The sequence below is a fragment of the Ligilactobacillus ubinensis genome (assembly GCF_024160875.1).
Classification (GTDB): Bacteria; Bacillota; Bacilli; order Lactobacillales; family Lactobacillaceae; genus Ligilactobacillus; species Ligilactobacillus ubinensis.
This window is the reverse complement of the sequence record NZ_JAIULA010000004.1, coordinates 61,754-81,095: the sequence shown is the minus strand read 5'-3', so window position 1 is coordinate 81,095 and position 19,342 is coordinate 61,754. Positions and strand designations below refer to the sequence as shown.

Sequence of the window (19,342 nt, the reverse complement as noted above, 5' to 3'; positions counted from 1 at the left end):
AAGAAAACCTTTAAAATAAAGTGTGAGAGGTTTTCTCTCAAGTCAAACAAACTCAAAGGAGAGTAAAATCAATGTCTGCAATTACAGAAATTTATGCTCGCGAAGTCTTAGACTCACGTGGTAATCCAACAGTTGAAGCTGAAGTTTACACAGAAGCAGGTGCTTTCGGTCGTGGAATCGTACCTTCAGGTGCATCTACGGGTGAACATGAAGCCGTTGAATTACGTGACGGTGACAAGTCTCGTTACCAAGGTAAAGGCGTTTTGAAGGCTGTTGCCAATGTTAACAAAACTATCGCTAAGGAAATCGTTGGCTTCGAAGTAACTGATCAAGTTGCTATCGACAAAGCTATGATTGCTTTGGATGGTACACCAAACAAAGGTAAATTAGGTGCTAACGCTATCTTAGCTGTTTCTATTGCAGTTGCTCGTGCTGCTGCTGATGAATTGGAATTACCTTTATACAACTATTTAGGTGGTTTCAATGCACATGTGTTACCAACACCAATGATGAATGTTATTAATGGTGGTGCACACTCAGATAACAAAGTTGATTTCCAAGAATTCATGATTATGCCAGTTGGTGCAAAATCAATCTCAGAAGCAGTTCGTATGGGTTCAGAAACATTCCATAACTTGAAGAGCCTTTTGGGTGCTGACGGTAAAGTTACTTCTGTTGGTGATGAAGGTGGTTTTGCTCCTGACTTTGCAAACAATGAAGAACCATTACAATATTTAACAAAAGCAATTGAAGCAGCTGGTTACAAACCAGGTAAAGATATTGCTATTGCAATTGATGTTGCTTCTTCAGAACTTTGGAATGCAGAAACAAGCAAATACAAATTACGTTGGTCAACAGGTGAAGAATTCTCAACAGAAGAATTTATTGATTACTTGGAAGACTTAACAAGCAAATACCCAATTATTTCGATTGAAGATCCTATCGATGAAAACAACTGGGAAGACTGGAAAGTTATCACAGATAAATTAGGTAAAAAAGTTCAATTAGTTGGTGATGATTTCTTCGTAACAAACACACAATACTTACGTAAGGGAATCAAGATGGGTTGTGCTAACTCTATTCTTATCAAAGTTAACCAAATCGGTACTTTGACAGAAACAATGGAAGCAATTGAAATGGCTAAAGAAGCTGGTTATACAGCTATTGTTTCACACCGTTCTGGTGAAACAGAAGACACAACAATTGCTGATTTAGTTGTTGCTACAAATGCAGGTCAAATCAAGACTGGTTCAATGAGTCGTACAGATCGTCTTGCTAAATACAACCAATTAATGCGTATTGAAGATCAATTAACAAGTAATGTTGCAGAATACAAGGGAATTCACTCATTCTACAATATTAGTGAAGATGCTCGCCAAAATGTCATTAATAAATAATTAAATTGATAGGGTTGAGCCTTATCTTTTAAGACAAGAGACCAGTATATGGTTTCTTGTTTTTTTAGCTATAAATATGGTATGAAAAAATATTTTTATGAGGTGTGATAATGGGAAAAAAGCAACAGAGATTAATTTTAGATAAAACACGCTTACATTTTATAATAAAGGGTGTTTTAGTTGGACTTTTAGTTGGCTTAGTAGTGAGTCTTTTTAGAATCACAATTGAAAAATTAATGGGTGTTGCGAAATGGGGCTTTCATCAAATAGCTTTAAATCCGATCTACTTAGTTGTTTGGTTAGTAATAGTGTTATTTATTGTTCTTTTTGATGGTTGGTTAATTCAAGGTGATATAAATATAATGGGTTCAGGAATACCACAAGTTGAAGGCCAATTAGCGGGTGAATTAGAGATGAAATGGTGGTCTGTTCTTTGGCGTAAATGGATAGGTGGAGTTCTTGCAATTGGTTCGGGGCTTTTTCTAGGTCGTGAGGGGCCTTCCATTCAATTAGGTTCTGCGATTGGGCAAGGATTAGCGGAAAAAACTGCACAAAAAGGAACACCGCGACGCGTGTTAATTGCAGGTGGTGCTGCAGCTGGACTATCGGCTGCATTTAATGCGCCAATTGCAGCTACGCTATTTATTTTAGAAGAGGTATATCATGACTTTTCACCATTAGTTTGGACGACTGCTTTAGCTGCATCAATTGCTGCAGATATGGTCTCAATGATATTTTTTGGACTTAAACCGGTCTTATATATGCGTTATACTCATGCATTACCCTTGCGTTATTACATATATTTAATCGTATTAGGAGTTATGTTAGGTTTATTGGGCTATTTATATCAATATATAACTTTGAATGTAGATAAAGTGTATGCAATGATCAGATTCATTCCCAGACAATTTGATTCAATTATTGCATTAGTAATATTGCTACCAATAGGTATTTTTTTCCCAAGTACATTGGGTGGTGGAAATAGTTTAATTGTTCAATTAGGAAACAATGTTCCAAGCATTACAATCCTAGTAGGATTGTTCTTACTACGATTAATATTCTCGACGATTTCATATGGTTCAGGGGTTCCTGGAGGAATATTTTTACCAATTTTAACTTTAGGAGCGATTTTAGGAGCTTTATTTGGCCAAATATTACATGTTTTAGGAATATTACCAGAATATTTGATAATAAATTTTATTATATATGCAATGGCGGGCTATTTCGCTTGTATAAGTAAAGCTCCATTTACTGCGATTCTATTGATAACTGAAATGGTAGGATCATTGTTGCATTTAATGCCACTGGCTGTAGTATCAATTATTGCGTATGCAGTTGTTGATTTATTAAGAGGTCAACCAATTTATGAATCGATGCTTTCAAAGTTGCACCCAAATCCAGAGCAGATACATGGTTTTTATAAAGATCATTTAGAGATTCCAGTTTTTGCAGGTTCAAAATTACAGGGCCGCCAAGTGCGTGATATACAATGGCCCAAAGATTGTCTATTAATCAGCATTCGAAGAGGAGAAAATGAACAAATTCCACATGGTGATACATTGATTCGCAGTGGTGATACACTAATTATTTTAACGGATCATAAAAAGAGAGCTAAAATTAGGACAAAGATCGAATTAATTACACAAAATTTAGTTGATAAGTAAATTAACTGGAATTATATTGAAATCTATGCTAAATTAGAATAGATATAGATTTCTTATATGGGTGAGGAGGGTACCTATTGTACAATACACTCTTAACATTGTTGATTATTGTTTCAGTGCTAATTATAATTGCTGTATTGATGCAGCCTGCTAAAACAGATAATGCTTCTAGTGCTTTATCTGGTGGTGCTGCTGATTTATTTAGTAAACAGAAACCGCGAGGATTTGAGGCATTCATGCAAAAGGTGACGACTGTCCTTGGAATTGCATTTTTTGTCTTATCACTAGCATTGGTTTATATTTCATCAAAGTAGACAAATCTGACCTTCTGTATATTTTTCAGGAGGCTTTTTTAATGAATTATAGATAACTTGAATATTAAAAACTGTAAAAACGAGGAATTAAATGGAAAATGAAAAAATAAAACAATTGTTGTTCAAACATTTTGAAGAAGAAGCTAAAAGTGAATTCACTGTTCAACAATTAGTGGAATATCTGCATATGACAGAGACCGGACAATTTAAGTTTGTAGTCAAAGCTATTGCAGAATTAGAACACGAGAAAAAAATAACATTAAATCAATCTGGTGCATTTACATTAGCTCGCCGAAAGGAAGAACCCAGTTATGAAGGGATATTTCATTCGAACGATCGAGGCTTTGGCTTTGTAACTGTTGATCCGGAAAAACAAGACTTTTTTATTAATCCAACCCAAACTTTGTCTGCTCTAAATGAAGATGAAGTTGAAGTTCAAATGATAACAGCGGGAGATGAAAAACTAGGTCGCCGTCCCGAAGGTAAAGTTGTAAGAATAATTAAGCATTCATTGACACAAGTTGTGGGTGCATTTAGTGTGCCAACTGATGAAAAGTTAGCTGATGGGATTATTGGAACTGTAAAGCTAAAAGATAAAAAAATGACTAACTATCGTTTCTTATTGAAAGCGGATGGACTTCATCCGACAGAAGGAGAGGTCGTTTTAGCCGACATTGTTAGTTATCCAGATGCACATACACCAGGAGTTATTACCGGTGTTGCAGTAAAGGTACTAGGAAATGTAAATGATCCTGGAATGGATATCTTAGAAATTGTTTATCAACATAATATTCCAACTAAATTCCCAGAGGATGTGTTGGAACAAATTAAAAATATTCCAGATCAGGTAACACAAGAAGAAAAAAATGGGCGTGTTGATCTAACTAAGCAACAACTTGTTACAATTGATAGTATTGAATCTAAAGATTTAGATGATGCTGTTACAGCATGGAAATTGGATAATGGTAATTATCATTTAGGAGTACATATAGCTGATGTTTCACACTATGTACAGGAAAACTCACCTCTTGATAATGAAGCTTTTGATCGGGGAACCTCTGTTTATTTAACAGATCGTGTTGTCCCAATGTTACCGCCCAAGCTATCTAACGGCATTTGTTCATTAAATCCGCAAGTTGAAAGATTAGCAATGAGTTGTGAAATGGAAATAAATCAAGATGGGGAAGTAGTTAACCATAAAATTTTTCCAAGTGTAATTAAAACAACAGCAAGAATGACGTATATTGATATAAATCAAATTTTAGAAGCTCATGACGAAAAAACAATAGCACGTTATAGTGAATTAGTACCTATGTTTGAAACAATGCACGAGCTACATAAAATTTTGGTTAAAATGCGAAAACGTAGAGGTGCAATTGATTTTGAATATCCTGAAGCAAAAATCATTGTAGATGAAAAGGGCCATCCTACTGACATTGAAATTCGTGATCGTGGGATAAGTGAAAGAATGGTTGAATCATTTATGTTAGCTGCTAATGAAACAGTAGCAGAACATTATAGAAAGATTCATGTGCCATTTGTGTATCGTATTCATGAAAATCCCAAGGAAGAAAAAATTAAATCCTTTTTTGAAATGCTATCAGGACTTGGAATTGAAGTTGCAGGTAAATCAGATAATGTAACTCCTAAGATGTTGCAAGGAATATTAAAGAAGGTTGTTGGAAAACCAGAAGAACCAATGGTTTCTACCATGATGTTACGTTCTATGCAACAGGCTAAGTATGCACCTACACCGATTGGACATTTTGGACTGGGTGCAAAAGATTACACGCATTTTACATCACCAATACGTCGCTACCCTGATTTAATGGTACATCGTCTAATTCGTTTTTATTTAGAAAATGGTCTTCAAAAGAAATATGAAGATAAATTACCTGAAATTGCAACACATAGTTCAGAAATGGAACGAAGAGCGATTGATGCAGAGCGCGATACTGATGCAATGAAAAAAGCAGAGTATATGGCTGATCATGTCGGCGAAGAATTTGATGCAGTTGTTAGTTCGGTAACTAAATTTGGTATGTTTATCTCTTTACCAAATACAGTTGAGGGACTATTGCATATTAGCGAACTTCATGACGATTTCTATGTTTTTCTTGAAAAGCAAATGGCGCTAGTTGGCCGACGGACTAAAAGAACTTATCGAATAGGGCAACCAGTTCGGGTTAAACTAAATAATGTTAATGTAGAACAAAAAGAAATTGATTTTTCATTACTGGATGCACAAAATACGCCTGTAACAGATTTATTGGATAATGTTGAACTTCCAGATGATCATTCTCGTCGTTATAATAATCATGGTAATCAACGAGATAATGGACGTTATCGAAACAATAATAGTAATAATAAAGGCTCACGTAATAAGAATGGAAATAAGAAACCCTTTTATAAAGGTAATAGAAAAAATCAATCTAAAGATAAACGATAAAATTTAATTTGAGGGGGCGTTCAAATATTATGGTCAAAAATAATGGACTGAAGCATGATAAACCATTGGCTCAAAATAAAAAAGCAAGTCACGATTATCGGATTTTAGATACTGTTGAAGCAGGAATGGTTTTAACAGGAACTGAAATTAAATCAATTCGAGCTAGTCGTATTAATTTAAAAGATGGTTTTGCACAAGTGCGTAATGGCGAAGCATGGTTAATGAACGTCCATATTTCAATATATGATCAAGGCAACCAATTTAATCATGATCCTTTACGAAATCGTAAGTTACTTTTGCATAAAAAGCAGTTACAGCAATTAGCTGAACAGACTAGTAAAAAAGGAACGACTCTTGTTCCACTTAAAGTTTATATAAAAAATGGATTTGCTAAAGTTCTAATTGGTATTGCTGAAGGTAAGCATGATTATGATAAACGTGAAACAATTAAAAAACGCGATCAAGAACGTGAGATAAGAAGAACTTTAAAAAATTATCGTTAATATTGATTATTATAGCAAAAGAGCCACTAAATAATATTCCATTTGGAAATATTATTTAGTGGCTCTTTTGCTATAGAGATTTATTTAATTAACCATATTTTTAGGATGACCCGCTAAAAAGGCTTTTAAGTTATCAACAGCAATATTCATCAAGCGTTGTCGTGTTTCAATTGGTGCCCATGCAATATGGGGAGTTAAGAAACTATTTTTTGCGGTTAAAAGTGGATTGTCAGAATTAATTGGTTCATTTGAAACAACATCGGCTCCTAAAGCATAGATTTTACCTTGATTTAAAGCTTTAGCAACATCAGTTTCATTTAGCAAACCACCACGAGCAGTATTGATGATAATAACACCAGGTTTCATCTGAACAATAGCTTTAGTATCTATCATATTTGTTGTTTCAGCTGTTTGAGGTACATGTAAGCTGATGATATCGGCTGTAGCATAAAGTGTTTCTAAAGAAACTTGCTTAAGCCATGAAGCAGAGACTTTTTTAGGATTATGGTTGTAAAAAATGACATTCATCCCAAAGGCATGTGCAAGTTGCGCGACGGCTTTACCGATACTGCCAAAACCAATGATACCAAAAGTTTTGCCAGTTAAGGACATTAAAGGTGTTTTCCAAAAAGTAAAGTCAGCTGACTTAGTCCATTCGCCATTTTGAACAGCTTGATTATGGAGACCAACTTGATTAGTTATTTCTAGTAATAATGCTAGAGTATGCTGTGCCACTGCATCAGTTCCATAACTTGGAATATTGGTAACAGTAATATTATTCTCTGTAGCTGCTTTTACATCGACGACATTGAATCCCGTTGCTAAAACACCAATATATTTTAATTGAGGTGCTTGAGAAATAACTTTTTTTGACAGCGGAGTCTTGTTCGTTAAAATAATTTCAGCATCTTTAATACGTTCAAGGATTATCTTTTCATTAGCAATAGTACGATCATAGTAAGTAAATTCGCCTAGTTGTTTAAAACCATCCCAAGACAAATCACCTGGATTAAGACCGTAACCATCTAAGTCGATAATTTTCATGGAAAACATCTCTTTTCTATATAGGAAATGACATATTAAGTAATTTTCAGTTGCAAGTGTTGATAATTATGTGCACTAATTTTTAAGGTAGTAACTTTATAGAATCCAAACCGACGATATAGTTTAGCTGCAGTAGGATTTTTAAAATCCACGTCTAAACCGATTATTTTTTTATGGTGAGTTAATGCTATTTTAGGAAGATAATTTAATAAGGCACTGGCAATACCTTGACCACGAAATTTTGGATTGACAACTAATGAGTCAAGATACCATTCATTATTAAATGATTCAGAAGAATCCTCATCATAAATACTTTTAATACGTGGTAAACCTACTTGCGGGAAATAATGACATAGTAGAGAATCAACTGCACAGTTACTTTCATCTGGATAGCCAAAGGCCATACCTGCAACATTACCATTTACTTCAGCAACGATAATCTGTGCTTTTTGTTTACGGCACTCTTTAGTCTTAAAAGCAAGTTCTAAAGCTTTGTTAACCTTGGAAGAAGGATACCTTTTAAAGATTGGTAGTTCCATTTGCTTTAAGATAATTTTAAAGAGTGCCATTATTTGGGGGACATCATCAGATGTCGATTGTCGAATAATTAAAATAAAAAAAACTTCTTTCTTTGTTTTTAGCTATCAAAGCTAATATGAAGATGACCTTGCTGTTGATGTGCGTGGCTGCCTGAACTAGATTTAGCCCAGAAGTCGAGAATTGCAACTACACAAATACATAGCGGCTCATCATCTTGATGTGTTATCTGTAGTTCTAGAAATTTACCAGAAGAAAGTTCCACTTCATGAAGACTTAAAATACAGGTTCTTCCATGATAAATTTTATAATTAAAGGTTAAGGAATTTCCCAAGATAAACCAATTAAGTTTTTGAATAAAGAGCATTTCATGACCGACACCATAGTATCTACGTAATGAGCCAACCAGTTTATGCTGCTCAAAAAGCTCAAATTTAGGTAAAAGGCCAAGAGAACGTTGCTTAATTTCAGCCAACAAGACACCATCAATGTCATAAACTGACATTGCAGCAGGGTGCATGCCCCAACGGCCCGTTAAAAGATAAACAACCTTGCCTTGTTCATCTTTAATTGTCGTTGAACCACGACTAGAAAGATTATTACGACTTGAGTATAATTTGCGCACGTTCTCTCACCTCCCTAGCTAGTTGTTTTCTTGTAAGATTTCCTCGATAGCCTTACCAACGCCATCTTCAGTATTATTTTTGGCTAAGCGATTAGCCAAGCGTTTCACTTCAATACTACCATTGCTCATAGCATAACTAATACCAGCAACTTTTAGCATTGAAACATCATTGTTATTATCACCAATTGCCATTACATTATCTAAAGGGATGTTCAAGCTATCTGCAAAAGACTGTAAAGCTATTCCTTTTTGAGCGTTAATGCTGTTAATTTCAATATTTGAGTCAGAAGAGGCAGTTACTTTTAAAGCTGGGTTCTTTGATATTTCTTCACGTAAAGGATTCAGTACTTTAGGTCCTTCTTGACTAAAAGCAACAATTTTTAAGATTGACATATGCGGATCATTTATTAAAGTAAAATAATCATCAACGTAATTAATATTCATAAGTTCCATTCGTGCGGATGCTAATGTAACGGCAAGCTTGTACGGTGTATCTGGACTAACTCTTGAGAGCAATTCAGCAAAATTTGCAATTCTTTTAGCTTTGTTATCTGAATAGACGCCTGTTGTTGTAACTAATTCAAAGTAAAGACCACTTTTCTTTAATGTCGAACAAATCTTGTTAGCAAGTTGGTCAGTTAGCGCAACGGTTTTAGTAAGTTTTCCATTTTCATCATACATTTGTGCGCCATTGATAGTAATCATAGGACAGCTAATATTGACTTTATCTAACAGCGGCTTTATTTCATTAATAGCACGTCCAGTTGAAATAATAAAATGTACGCCTTGGCTTTGAGCTTGTTTAATAGCTTTTGCATTATAGTCTGAGATGACCATTTCATCATTTAATAAAGTACCATCCATATCTGAAGCAATAATTTGAATCATAAGATAAAAACCTCACTTATTGGCTATTTTTGTACTTCTTCATTTTACCATGAATAACTATTTTTTTAAATTTTGTGAATTTAATCTGAAATTGAAAAAAATGAATAGTGTATTTACAAAACGTTTATGGTAGAATATAAACCGAGGTGTTCAAAAATGAAAGCGTTTATCCAAAATGACTGGCAAGAAATATTAAAACCAGAATTTGAGTCAGTTTACTATGAGCATTTGCATAATTTTTTAAGAGATGAGTATACCCACTATAATATTCATCCAGATATGTATCATATCTTTGAAGCGTTCGAATGGACGCCTTTTTCCAAAGTAAAAGTAGTTATTTTGGGACAGGATCCTTATCATGGACCACACCAAGCACATGGACTGAGCTTTTCAGTTTTACCAGGTGTAAAAATCCCCCCATCATTAAAAAATATCTATAAAGAACTTGAATCTGACTTAGGAATTAAGCCGGTTTCACATGGGTATCTTGAAAAATGGGCTAAACAAGGAGTGTTACTGTTGAATTCGGTTTTAACAGTACGCGACGGGCAAGCTTTTTCTCACCGCGGTCAGGGGTGGGAAAAGTTGACGGATGTAGCAATTAAAAAGCTTTCAGACAGAGAGCAACCGGTTGTCTTTATTTTATGGGGAAATGCTGCACAAAGCAAAATTGGATTAATTGATGAGACAAAAAACGTAGTTATCAAATCGGCGCATCCAAGTCCGCTTTCAGCAACGCGTGGCTTCTTTGGTTCGCGTCCTTTTTCCAAAACTAATGCTGCTTTAATTGCAATGGGTGAAACGCCAATTGATTGGCAATTACCTGAACAAGCACCTATTGAGAAATAGTATTTTTTAACTAAATATTGGAGGCGAGTTTTTATGGATTTATTTGATAGTTTAAAGGATAAAGTTAGAGGTAAGAATATAAGTATTGTTTTTCCCGAAGGTGACGATACACGTATTGTCAGTGCGGCAATTCGTCTAGCCAAAGACGAACTGTTACATCCAGTTGTTTTAGGTAACAAAGATGAAGTAAGTAAGCTAGCAACAGCAAATGGATATACTTTAACAGATGCGGTGGAAGTTCTTGATCCGAATACATATCCAGCAAGTGATTTTGATGAAATGGTACAAGCTTTTGTTGAAAGACGTAAGGGTAAGAATAGTGAAGAACAAGCCAAAGAAATGTTAAAAGATGTAAACTATTTTGGCACAATGTTAGTTTATATGCACAAAGTAGATGGCTTAGTATCAGGAGCCAAACATCCAACAGGAGATACTGTTCGACCAGCTTTGCAAATTATTAAAACGCGACAAGGTGTAAGCAGAACCAGTGGTGCATTTATTATGTCTAGAAACGAAGGCAAGGAACGATATCTATTTGCTGATTGTGCAATTAATATAAATCCAGCGGCGCAAGAGTTAGCTGAAATTGCAGTTGAAAGTGCACGGACAGCTAGATTATTTGATATTGATCCTAAGGTTGCAATGTTGAGTTTTTCTACAAAGGGTTCTGCAAAGTCAGATGAGGTTACTAAAGTTGCAGAGGCAACAAAGATTGCTCAGAAGCTAGCACCAAATGAACAAATCGATGGTGAGTTGCAATTTGATGCAGCTTTTGTCCCAGTAGTTGCAGCTCAAAAAGCACCACATTCAGATGTTGCTGGAAAAGCAAATGTTTTTGTTTTCCCAGAGCTACAATCAGGTAATATTGGATATAAGATGGCGCAACGCTTTGGTGGATTTGATGCAGTTGGCCCAATTTTACAAGGACTAAATGAACCGGTATCAGATTTATCCCGTGGGTGTAATTCACAAGAAGTTTTTGATGTGGCATTACTAACTGCAGCACAAGCTACGGTTTAAAAGAAAATTGTTTAGGATTAGATTATGAAATTAGTTGTAAAAAATGCACTTGAAACACAACTTTTGGCTGAAAAACTAGCAAAAAGATTAAAACCGCAAGACCTTATTTTGTTAACAGGAGATCTTGGGGCGGGTAAAACAACGTTTACTAAAGGATTGGCTTATGGATTAGGAATTATGCATAATGTTAAGAGTCCAACGTTTACTTTAATACGCGAGTATCATCAAGGAAGGTTACCATTATATCACATGGATGTGTATCGTTTAGAAAATGGCGGTGCAGAAGATTTAGGGCTAGAAGAGTACTTTAATGGTGATGGTGTTAGTGTTGTTGAGTGGGCACAATTTATTCCTTCAGAATTACCCTCAACGTATCTAGAGATAACGATAGTTAAAGATAATGCCAATGATGAAAGGCGAACTTTAATTTTAGAACCAAAGGGTGATAGATATGAGCGCCTTATTGAAGAATTGAAACAAGATATAGTATGAAAAATAATTTAAAATACCATAAGACTGAATCTAGATGATATCAGTTTTATGGTATTTTTAGTGGTTTATTTTGTTGGATAGGCTGTTACAAAACTTTTCAAATTATTAGCACCAAAGTTTTGAATTTGATAAAGTAAGATGTTAGCACATGCAGTTGCATCGTCTAAGGCGTTATGATGATGTTGCAAAGGAATTTGAAGTTCAGAACAAATAGTATTTAACTTTTGATTAGGAAAATTATTAAAAAAATAACGGCTAGTTTTCAAAGTGTCTAAAACTGCAAAGGTTGGGATATCCAAATTATAGTGTTCCAGGGTTTTGGCTAAGACACTACAATCGAAAGTGGCATTATGAGCAACTACAATTTTTTCAGGTGAAAAGAAAGTTGAAATGTGTGGCCATAATTCTGCAAAAGTAGGCGCATCTATTGTATCTTCTTGATGGATACCATGGATACAGGTATTATAAGTTGAAAAAGCAGATTGTGGGTTGATTAACGAGTAAAACTCATCAACAATTTGGTTATTACGAACAACGCTTAATGCTAAAGAACAAGCGCTGTTTCGTTTAGAGTTTGCCGTTTCAAAATCAAAAGCTACAAAGTTCATGGTAAAAATTTCCTTTCTTGTTGTTTATTTTATACTAAGTTTAAGTGAGATATATGAAACAAGTCAAGCAACTAGACGGAAAAAATGGTAAAATTAAGTGAGTATTTTTGAATGTGAGGAAATAGAAAAATGAATGAAATAGCACAAAAATTTGTAGCTAATTTTCCTAAGTCAGTTGTTTTAGCTGATGAACCATTGGAAAAATATACGAATACGAATACGGGTGGACCAGCAGATTGCCTTGTGTTTCCAGATAATATTCAAGAAACCCAAAATTTGTTGACTTTTGCAAAGAAAAATAATATTCCTGTTACAGTAATTGGAAATGCAAGTAATTTGATTGTTAAAGATGGAGGCATTCCCGGTTTAGTTCTTATGTTAACTAAGCTAAACAAAATAAGTATTAAAGAAAATGAAGTTATTGCGCAAGCAGGCGCTTCATTAATTAGGGTAACGCAAAGTGCATATCATGCAGGATTTACAGGATTAGAGTTTGCTAGTGGAATACCCGGAAGTATAGGTGGAGCGGTCTTTATGAACGCTGGAGCTTATGGTGGCGAAATGAAAGATGTTATCAAAAAAGTTGAAGTTGTTAGTCGTTTTGGAGAGTTAAAAACATATCAAAATAGTGAATTACATTTTAGTTATCGTCATAGTCGTTTGCAAGAAGAAGATGATGTTGTTTTACAAGTGACTTTTAGTTTAGTTCCTGGAGACAAAAAAGTTATTCGAAGTAAAATGGACCAACTTAATTTTTTGCGAGCTTCTAAACAACCGCTGGAATATCCATCATGCGGTAGTGTTTTTAAGAGGCCTAAAGGACATTTTACCGGAAAATTAATTTGTGATGCTGGATTACAAGGTTATCAAAGTGGTGGCGCTCAAGTTTCAAAAAAGCATGCGGGTTTTATTGTAAATATTGATAATGCAACAGCAACAGATTATTTAAATGTAATTAGTCATATTCAAACTGAAATTAAAGCAAGATTTGATGTTACACTAGAAACGGAAGTTAGAGTAATTGGGATAGATAAGTAATAAAAAAGGGGATTAAGCACATTATGCAAAATCCTCTTTTTGGTACTTATTAAGTAGGGCTATCATTCTTTTTATCAGCGTGGATTGGTGCTTCAGAAACATAAGTATTTGTTGAAGCCTTAGGCGTAGAAACAACTTTTAGATTGTTAGTTGCCTCATAGGTATTGAGTGACATACGTGAAATAAAAAATGCTCCCCAAACAATTAGTTGTAAAATAAGCATAAAACAAATAAAAACTAACATACGGATATTCCACATATTCATTAATTGTTGCATTACCCAATCAGGATTGATGAAGAGATAGGCTGTGTGTAACCGTAAAAAGCGACCAATATAAACGCCAATTGAAGATACCACAAGTAAAAGAATAACAAGAAGTATTTGTAAAAAAGTGCCTTTCTTTTTGAAACGAACCATTAAAACATCAACAATATATTGGACACTCCATGTTCCAATAACAATACTAGCTAAAGCACTTGCAACAAGATTAGTGAAGTTTAGCCATAGATGTAGGTTAAAACTCATTAATCCATTTTTAGGATTATAAGGATTCATACGAGCTAAATGGAACAAGTCTGTTAAAATATAAGGTGCATTTGGATAGAATAAAATCCATAAAACAAACAATAACCAAAAAAGCAGTGCGGGCTGTTTTTCATTCATATGAAAAGATAATTCTATAGGAATATACGCTAAAAATGTATTGAGCAATAAAAAACTGTAAAAAGAATTTTGTTTGAAAATGGTTATATATACATACAGCATATACAACCAGAAGACGACCCTAACAAACCATTTAAATTTTTTTGACATAACGACATCACCTTAAAAGTTTCTACTTACCATTTTAACAAAAGATAAGGAAATATGGCATAAAAATGTACTTTTAACAAATTAATTTAATGTTTTTTTGAAAAAATGAAGGAAGGTGCTAGAACTCGCCAAAAAACAATAGGCGATTACATAAAATTGCTATTGAAGTCGTGATATAATGAAAAGGAATTTGAAAGATGGGAGTATTTGAGTATGACAATCGATTGGGGGAGTATCCTCACATTACGTAATGTTATAAATGTAATTGATATTGCTGCTGTATGGTTTGTAATTTATGAATTAATGATGCTGTTACGAGGTACAAAAGCTGTTCAATTATTTCGAGGTGTTCTGGTTATTGTTTTAATAAAGCTCATTAGTTGGTATGTGGGTTTACAGACTGTTTCTTGGATTATGGATCAAATTATTAATTGGGGAATTATTGCAATGATAATTATTTTTCAACCAGAAATCAGACGAGGATTAGAGCACCTTGGTCGTGGATCAGTTTTTCAATACAATAAAGAGGGAACACAGGAAGGGAAAATTGTTGAAGCTTTGGATAAAGCTATTCAATATATGTCTAAAAGACGAATAGGCGCATTAATTACAATTCAACAGAATACAGGGCTTGAGGATTATATTGAAACAGGGATATCTTTGGATGCTGATATTACAGGGGCATTATTGATTAATATTTTTATTCCAAATACACCATTGCATGATGGGGCCGTAATTATTAAAGATAATAAAATAGCAGTTGCTGCTGCATACTTACCTTTATCGGAAAGTAACTTGATTCCTAAAGAACTTGGAACAAGGCATAGAGCTGCAGTAGGTATTAGTGAAGTAACAGATGCACTCACAATCGTTGTTTCTGAGGAAACAGGTGGCGTTACAATTACAAAAAACAACGAATTATTACGTGATTTGACACAACAAGACTATTTGAAACTTTTACGAAATGAATTGGTTCCAAAACAAGAAGAAATGCATAATAATCCGATTGCACGGTTTTTCGAGAGTGTAATTAAGGGAGGGGGGCATAAACATTGAAATTAGCGCAAGCCTTTAATTCAAAGTGGTTTTATCGCTTGATAGCACTTTTCTTTGCAATTTTGCTTTTCTTATATGTCACCTCCGAAAAAGGTAATACAACCCGGAATGGAGATACTGATTCTGTAACTAATGGGTTAGTATCTAATAAAACAGTAACTATAAGTGTACCATTAAAGTTAAATATAGATAGTGATAAGTATTTTGTTACAGGGTATCCAGAAAATGTAAAGGTAAGATTGAGTGGGCCGTCTGCTTTGGTAACAACTGCAAAAAACACAGAAGATTTTGAGGTGTATGCAAATCTGAATAATTTAAAATTAGGGAAGCATACAGTAACACTAAAATCTTCTGGAATTAGCAGTGAGTTAACATCCAAAATTATACCGAAAAGGATAAAAATTAAGATTAGCAAGCGCAAAACTAAAAAAATGGCAGTTCAAGTTCGTTATGATACTAATAAAATAGCATCAAATTATGCTGCGGGAAGTACATCTGTTTCACAAAAGTATGTAACAGTAACAGGGGCAGCTAAAGACATTAATAACATTGATAAAGTTGTCGCTGATGTTAATTTACCACATAATACCGATTCTTCGTATTCAAAAAGTGTAACATTGCAAGCTTTGGATGAAAATGGTAAGGTATTAAATGTTGTTATCTCACCAACTAATGTAACTGCAACAGTACCTATTTATTCTGCAACATATTCCAAAAAAGTTGCAATTAATTTAGTTTCTGGTGGTGATGGTGTTAGTGGCATGAGTTATAGTTTTTCTTCTTCAACTCAAAATGTCACAATTCAAGGAACAAAGCAAGCATTAAGTAAAATTAGCAAGTTAAATGTGCCGGTTTTTGTTACAGGGATAACATCGAGTACCACTGAGAACGTAAATGTTACATCATCTTTAAATGGCATAACATCAATTTCTCCAGCTACGATTAGTGTTAAAGTTACAGTTACAGAGAACAATTCTAGTAGTTCATCTACAGAATCAGCAAGTTCATCAACAAATAAAACAACATCAACTTCTTCAGTTAGTAGTTCACAAGTAGATGGTAGCGATAAAACATCCAGTAGTTCAAGTAATGATATAAGTACTTCAACAACTACTTCAGCGTCGTCAAGCTCGGAAAAAAATAATACTGACAATTAAAATATAAAACTAGGTAATTAAGAAATGAGGATTTTAAAATGAAATATTTTGGTACAGATGGTGTTCGTGGAATAGCAAATGAAACGCTTAGTCCTGAACTAGCTTTTAAATTAGGTCGTTGTGGCGGATATGTATTAACGCAACATGCAGCTAATGGTAAAACACCCAGAGTGTTAGTGGCGAGAGATACACGTATTTCTGGACAAATGTTAGAGCAAGCAATAACAGCAGGTTTATTATCTGTTGGAATTGAAGTTTTCTCATTAGGTGTGATGACGACACCAGGCGTTGCTTATTTAGTGCGTTTGCAAGATGCAGATGCAGGAGTTATGATTTCAGCATCACATAATCCAGCTCAAGATAATGGAATTAAATTTTTTGGTGGGGATGGATATAAGTTATCTGATGATCAAGAAGAAGAGATTGAAGTTTTACTTGAACAAAAAACGGATACGTTACCACGTCCAGCTGCCAAAGGGTTAGGTACAGTAAATGACTATCATGAGGGTGCACTTAAATATACACAGTTTTTAGAGCAAACAATTCCAGATGATTTAGCAGATTTACGCGTTGCTATTGATGGGGCAAATGGGTCAACAAGTGCCTTAGTTTCACGGTTGTTTGCTGATTTAAATGCTGATTTTGTAACGATGGCAACTAATCCAGATGGAATTAATATTAATAAAAATGTTGGGTCAACTCATCCAGAGGAACTTTCAAAATTTGTGGTTGAACAAGAAGCTCAAGTGGGAGTGGCATTTGATGGTGATGGTGACAGATGTATTGCTATTGATGAAAAAGGAAATGTAGTTGATGGCGATAAAATAATGTATATTTGCGGTAAGTATCTTAGTCAACGTGGTAGATTAAAAAAGGATACTATAGTAACAACAGTTATGAGTAATATTGGACTTTATAAAGCAATGGCAAGCCACGATTTAAATTCTGTAAAAACAAAAGTTGGCGATCGTTATGTTGTTGAGGAGATGCGCAAAAATGGATACAACCTTGGCGGGGAACAATCTGGACATGTTGTTTTCTTAGACTTTAATACAACAGGCGATGGAATGTTAACTGCATTACAGTTATTAAATATAATTAAACAGACAGGAAAACCTCTTTCGAAGCTAGCTGAAGAAGTAGTTACTTATCCACAGGAATTAGTTAATGTGCGTGTAACAGATAAAAAAGCGGCATTAGACAATAAAGTGATTCAAGAGACTATTTCTCGTGTAGAAGAAAAAATGGGGGATGAAGGTCGCGTCTTAGTACGTCCAAGTGGAACAGAGGATTTACTACGAATTATGGCAGAGGCTCAGACCCAAGAAAAAGTTCATGAATATGTAATGGAAATAGTAGATGTTGTTGAAAAAGAAATGGGAATTAAGTAATTAGTATTAATTATTGAATAATTTAAATAATAGTCCGGGACAAAAATCCCGGACTATTTGTATTTTCGAATATTTGCTAAAATGTGGACCAAAAGACAAAAAAGCTGTGCTTAACCATTTAAACTAGATATTTACTTTGTGATGTTAGTACTTTTTAGCTAATGTCACTTTATTCTACTCACTTTTTATTTGAACCGTTTTAGTAAAAAGCTAATTATTCTAAATATTAGATATAGACTGCAACTAATAATTATAAATTGTAGGAATAACAATAATATTGGTAAGAACCAAAAGTTAGTATGAAAGAAAAGTAAAATAGTCGAAAAGTTATTAAATGAATCTCCACCTTGAAGCGTAATTAACAGAAGATGAAGGACTGTTAATATAAAACCAAGAAGTAGACTAGTTTTGAATTGTAATTTATTAATCATAGTAACGTTATTACCCTTTCAATATAGATGCTATTTTCATTATAATGTTTAAAGCAGCTAGTAACAAGAAAATAAAATCACTTAAAAAATTTGACAACGCTTACAAAGAATAGTATATTATAGAAGTAAGGTATTTAAGAACTAATTTACCTTCTAATCAATTCTCTTTCTCTCTTATGCCAACCACTGTAATAAAGCTTATTACAGTGGTTTTGTATTGTGATTTTAATTTTGACATATATTATAATTCTTTGTATAATTTGCAGTGTTAACTTTTATATTATTTATATGGAGGGACAAAAACTGTTGAAAAGCGATGAAATACTAACTTTAATTGAGGAAATAACCCGTAATGATGGAAGTAATTATTTTGAAGTTTCTAATATGGTTCAAAATGGCAGAGCAGAATTAGCAGCTGTACGTGGTTTTATAAAGAGCGTTCGAATTTTACAGTTGAATATTCCACGTTCAACGAATGTAATTAAGTATGAGGAATATATTAATTCGAATTTTGAAATGCCAACTGAGAAAATGGATCATTTTGATGAATGGAAAAAAACTCCAGAAGCTCAAGAAATTCTAGCTAATATATTACGCGAGAATCATATTGCTTAAAAAGTTTTGCAATTAATAATATTATATGATAAAATAATTTATATTGATTGATAATTGCTCAGTAGTTCAGCGGTAGAATAATTGACTGTTAATCAAGAGGTCGCTGGTTCGATCCCAGCCTGAGCAGTAGAGTACAAATAGAGTAGAAGTGGATTTAGTCTTTTTAAGAGACTAAATCCTTTTTTTATTTTATCTGTTCATAAAAATGAGAGTAATACCATGAATTATCTAATTAAATACAATACTTTACATGAATAAATCTCAGGTGGCATCAACCAATTCAAATGCTTTTTGGATAGAGATTTAATTTTTTGAATAGTTCCTAAGCTTTATCTTCTAGATGAATACTCACAGTGCAATGGTATATGTGAATTAGAAAAATAAAACGACTTATCAAGCAATCTGTTAGCTGAATATGTTTTGAAAACTCAGGGACTTATAATAGAAATC

The 19,342-nt window shown here is 34.0% G+C and carries 19 protein-coding genes and 1 tRNA gene; 14 read left to right on the top strand and 6 right to left on the bottom strand.

The genetic code is table 11. The annotated features are described in order from the left end of the window. The first annotated feature begins 71 nt into the window (after positions 1-71). The 5 genes from eno to smpB all read left to right on the top strand — a co-directional run bounded on the left by eno (position 72) and on the right by smpB (position 6,327). The gene (gene eno / locus LB941_RS03160) at positions 72-1,397 is read left to right on the top strand and encodes a phosphopyruvate hydratase (RefSeq protein WP_253359408.1); all 1,326 of its coding nucleotides are present in this window, start codon (positions 72-74) and stop codon (positions 1,395-1,397) included. 110 nt (positions 1,398-1,507) lie between these two features. Then, positions 1,508-3,061 carry a ClC family H(+)/Cl(-) exchange transporter gene (locus tag LB941_RS03155; protein ID WP_253359407.1) on the top strand — a complete coding sequence of 518 codons (1,554 nt, stop codon included), beginning with the start codon at positions 1,508-1,510 and terminating at the stop codon, positions 3,059-3,061. 77 nt (positions 3,062-3,138) lie between these two features. Continuing rightward, positions 3,139-3,375, top strand: coding sequence for a preprotein translocase subunit SecG (gene secG, locus LB941_RS03150; RefSeq protein WP_253359406.1), 237 nt, complete (start codon positions 3,139-3,141; stop codon positions 3,373-3,375). A gap of 91 nt (positions 3,376-3,466) precedes the next feature. Next, the gene (gene rnr, locus LB941_RS03145; RefSeq protein ID WP_253359405.1) at positions 3,467-5,824 is read left to right on the top strand and encodes a ribonuclease R; all 2,358 of its coding nucleotides are present in this window, start codon (positions 3,467-3,469) and stop codon (positions 5,822-5,824) included. A 29-nt stretch (positions 5,825-5,853) separates the two neighbouring features. Then, positions 5,854-6,327, top strand: coding sequence for an SsrA-binding protein SmpB (gene smpB / locus LB941_RS03140; RefSeq protein ID WP_253359404.1), 474 nt, complete (start codon positions 5,854-5,856; stop codon positions 6,325-6,327). 84 nt (positions 6,328-6,411) lie between these two features. Here the strand turns inward: smpB and LB941_RS03135 are convergent, their stop codons facing one another. The 4 genes from LB941_RS03135 to LB941_RS03120 form a co-directional block, all read right to left on the bottom strand. After that, positions 6,412-7,371, bottom strand: coding sequence for a D-2-hydroxyacid dehydrogenase (locus tag LB941_RS03135; protein ID WP_253359403.1), 960 nt, complete (start codon positions 7,369-7,371; stop codon positions 6,412-6,414). A gap of 35 nt (positions 7,372-7,406) precedes the next feature. Continuing rightward, entirely contained in the window at positions 7,407-7,940 is a 534-nt protein-coding gene (locus tag LB941_RS03130) for a GNAT family N-acetyltransferase (RefSeq protein ID WP_253359402.1), read from the bottom strand. Between the two features lie 68 nt (positions 7,941-8,008). Continuing rightward, positions 8,009-8,533, bottom strand: coding sequence for an LURP-one-related/scramblase family protein (locus LB941_RS03125; RefSeq protein WP_253359400.1), 525 nt, complete (start codon positions 8,531-8,533; stop codon positions 8,009-8,011). 18 nt (positions 8,534-8,551) lie between these two features. Then, on the bottom strand, positions 8,552-9,421 hold the full coding sequence (locus tag LB941_RS03120; RefSeq protein WP_253359398.1) for a Cof-type HAD-IIB family hydrolase: 870 nt from the start codon (positions 9,419-9,421) through the stop codon (positions 8,552-8,554). Between the two features lie 156 nt (positions 9,422-9,577). On the opposite strand from LB941_RS03120, the gene LB941_RS03115 reads away from it, so the two are divergent. Genes LB941_RS03115 through tsaE form a run of 3 tightly spaced genes read left to right on the top strand, consistent with a single transcriptional unit; the run spans position 9,578 to position 11,782 of the window. Then, positions 9,578-10,270 (top strand): uracil-DNA glycosylase, encoded by a 693-nt coding sequence (locus tag LB941_RS03115; protein WP_253359396.1) that lies wholly within the window; start codon positions 9,578-9,580, stop codon positions 10,268-10,270. Positions 10,271-10,303: 33 nt separating this feature from the next. After that, the gene (pta, locus tag LB941_RS03110) at positions 10,304-11,290 is read left to right on the top strand and encodes a phosphate acetyltransferase (protein WP_253359394.1); all 987 of its coding nucleotides are present in this window, start codon (positions 10,304-10,306) and stop codon (positions 11,288-11,290) included. A gap of 24 nt (positions 11,291-11,314) precedes the next feature. Further along, positions 11,315-11,782: a tRNA (adenosine(37)-N6)-threonylcarbamoyltransferase complex ATPase subunit type 1 TsaE gene (tsaE, locus tag LB941_RS03105; RefSeq protein WP_253359391.1), complete on the top strand. Its 468-nt coding sequence runs from the start codon at positions 11,315-11,317 to the stop codon at positions 11,780-11,782. A 65-nt stretch (positions 11,783-11,847) separates the two neighbouring features. Here tsaE and LB941_RS03100 read toward each other — a convergent pair whose 3' ends face one another. Beyond that, a complete protein-coding gene (locus LB941_RS03100) occupies positions 11,848-12,390 on the bottom strand; it encodes a 3'-5' exonuclease (RefSeq protein ID WP_253359389.1) in 543 nt (180 codons plus the stop codon). 129 nt (positions 12,391-12,519) lie between these two features. Between LB941_RS03100 and murB the strand changes: the two genes are divergently transcribed. Then, positions 12,520-13,428 (top strand): UDP-N-acetylmuramate dehydrogenase, encoded by a 909-nt coding sequence (gene murB / locus LB941_RS03095; RefSeq protein WP_253359387.1) that lies wholly within the window; start codon positions 12,520-12,522, stop codon positions 13,426-13,428. A gap of 49 nt (positions 13,429-13,477) precedes the next feature. Here the strand turns inward: murB and LB941_RS03090 are convergent, their stop codons facing one another. Then, positions 13,478-14,242 carry a DUF1361 domain-containing protein gene (locus LB941_RS03090; RefSeq protein WP_253359385.1) on the bottom strand — a complete coding sequence of 255 codons (765 nt, stop codon included), beginning with the start codon at positions 14,240-14,242 and terminating at the stop codon, positions 13,478-13,480. Between the two features lie 213 nt (positions 14,243-14,455). Here LB941_RS03090 and cdaA point away from each other — a divergent pair, with 213 nt between their 5' ends. The 5 genes from cdaA (at position 14,456) to LB941_RS03065 (ending at position 19,019) form a co-directional block, all read left to right on the top strand. Then, positions 14,456-15,298 carry a diadenylate cyclase CdaA gene (cdaA, locus tag LB941_RS03085; protein ID WP_253359383.1) on the top strand — a complete coding sequence of 281 codons (843 nt, stop codon included), beginning with the start codon at positions 14,456-14,458 and terminating at the stop codon, positions 15,296-15,298. Continuing rightward, positions 15,295-16,455, top strand: coding sequence for a CdaR family protein (locus tag LB941_RS03080; RefSeq protein WP_253359381.1), 1,161 nt, complete (start codon positions 15,295-15,297; stop codon positions 16,453-16,455). Before cdaA ends, LB941_RS03080 begins: the two co-directional genes overlap by 4 nt. A 38-nt stretch (positions 16,456-16,493) precedes the next feature. Further along, on the top strand, positions 16,494-17,846 hold the full coding sequence (gene glmM / locus LB941_RS03075; RefSeq protein WP_253359380.1) for a phosphoglucosamine mutase: 1,353 nt from the start codon (positions 16,494-16,496) through the stop codon (positions 17,844-17,846). A 737-nt stretch (positions 17,847-18,583) separates the two neighbouring features. Then, positions 18,584-18,892, top strand: a complete 309-nt coding sequence (locus LB941_RS03070) for a hypothetical protein (RefSeq protein ID WP_253359379.1) — start codon at positions 18,584-18,586, stop codon at positions 18,890-18,892. A 55-nt stretch (positions 18,893-18,947) separates the two neighbouring features. Then, positions 18,948-19,019, top strand: a tRNA-Asn gene (locus LB941_RS03065). The last annotated feature ends 323 nt before the right edge of the window (positions 19,020-19,342 follow it).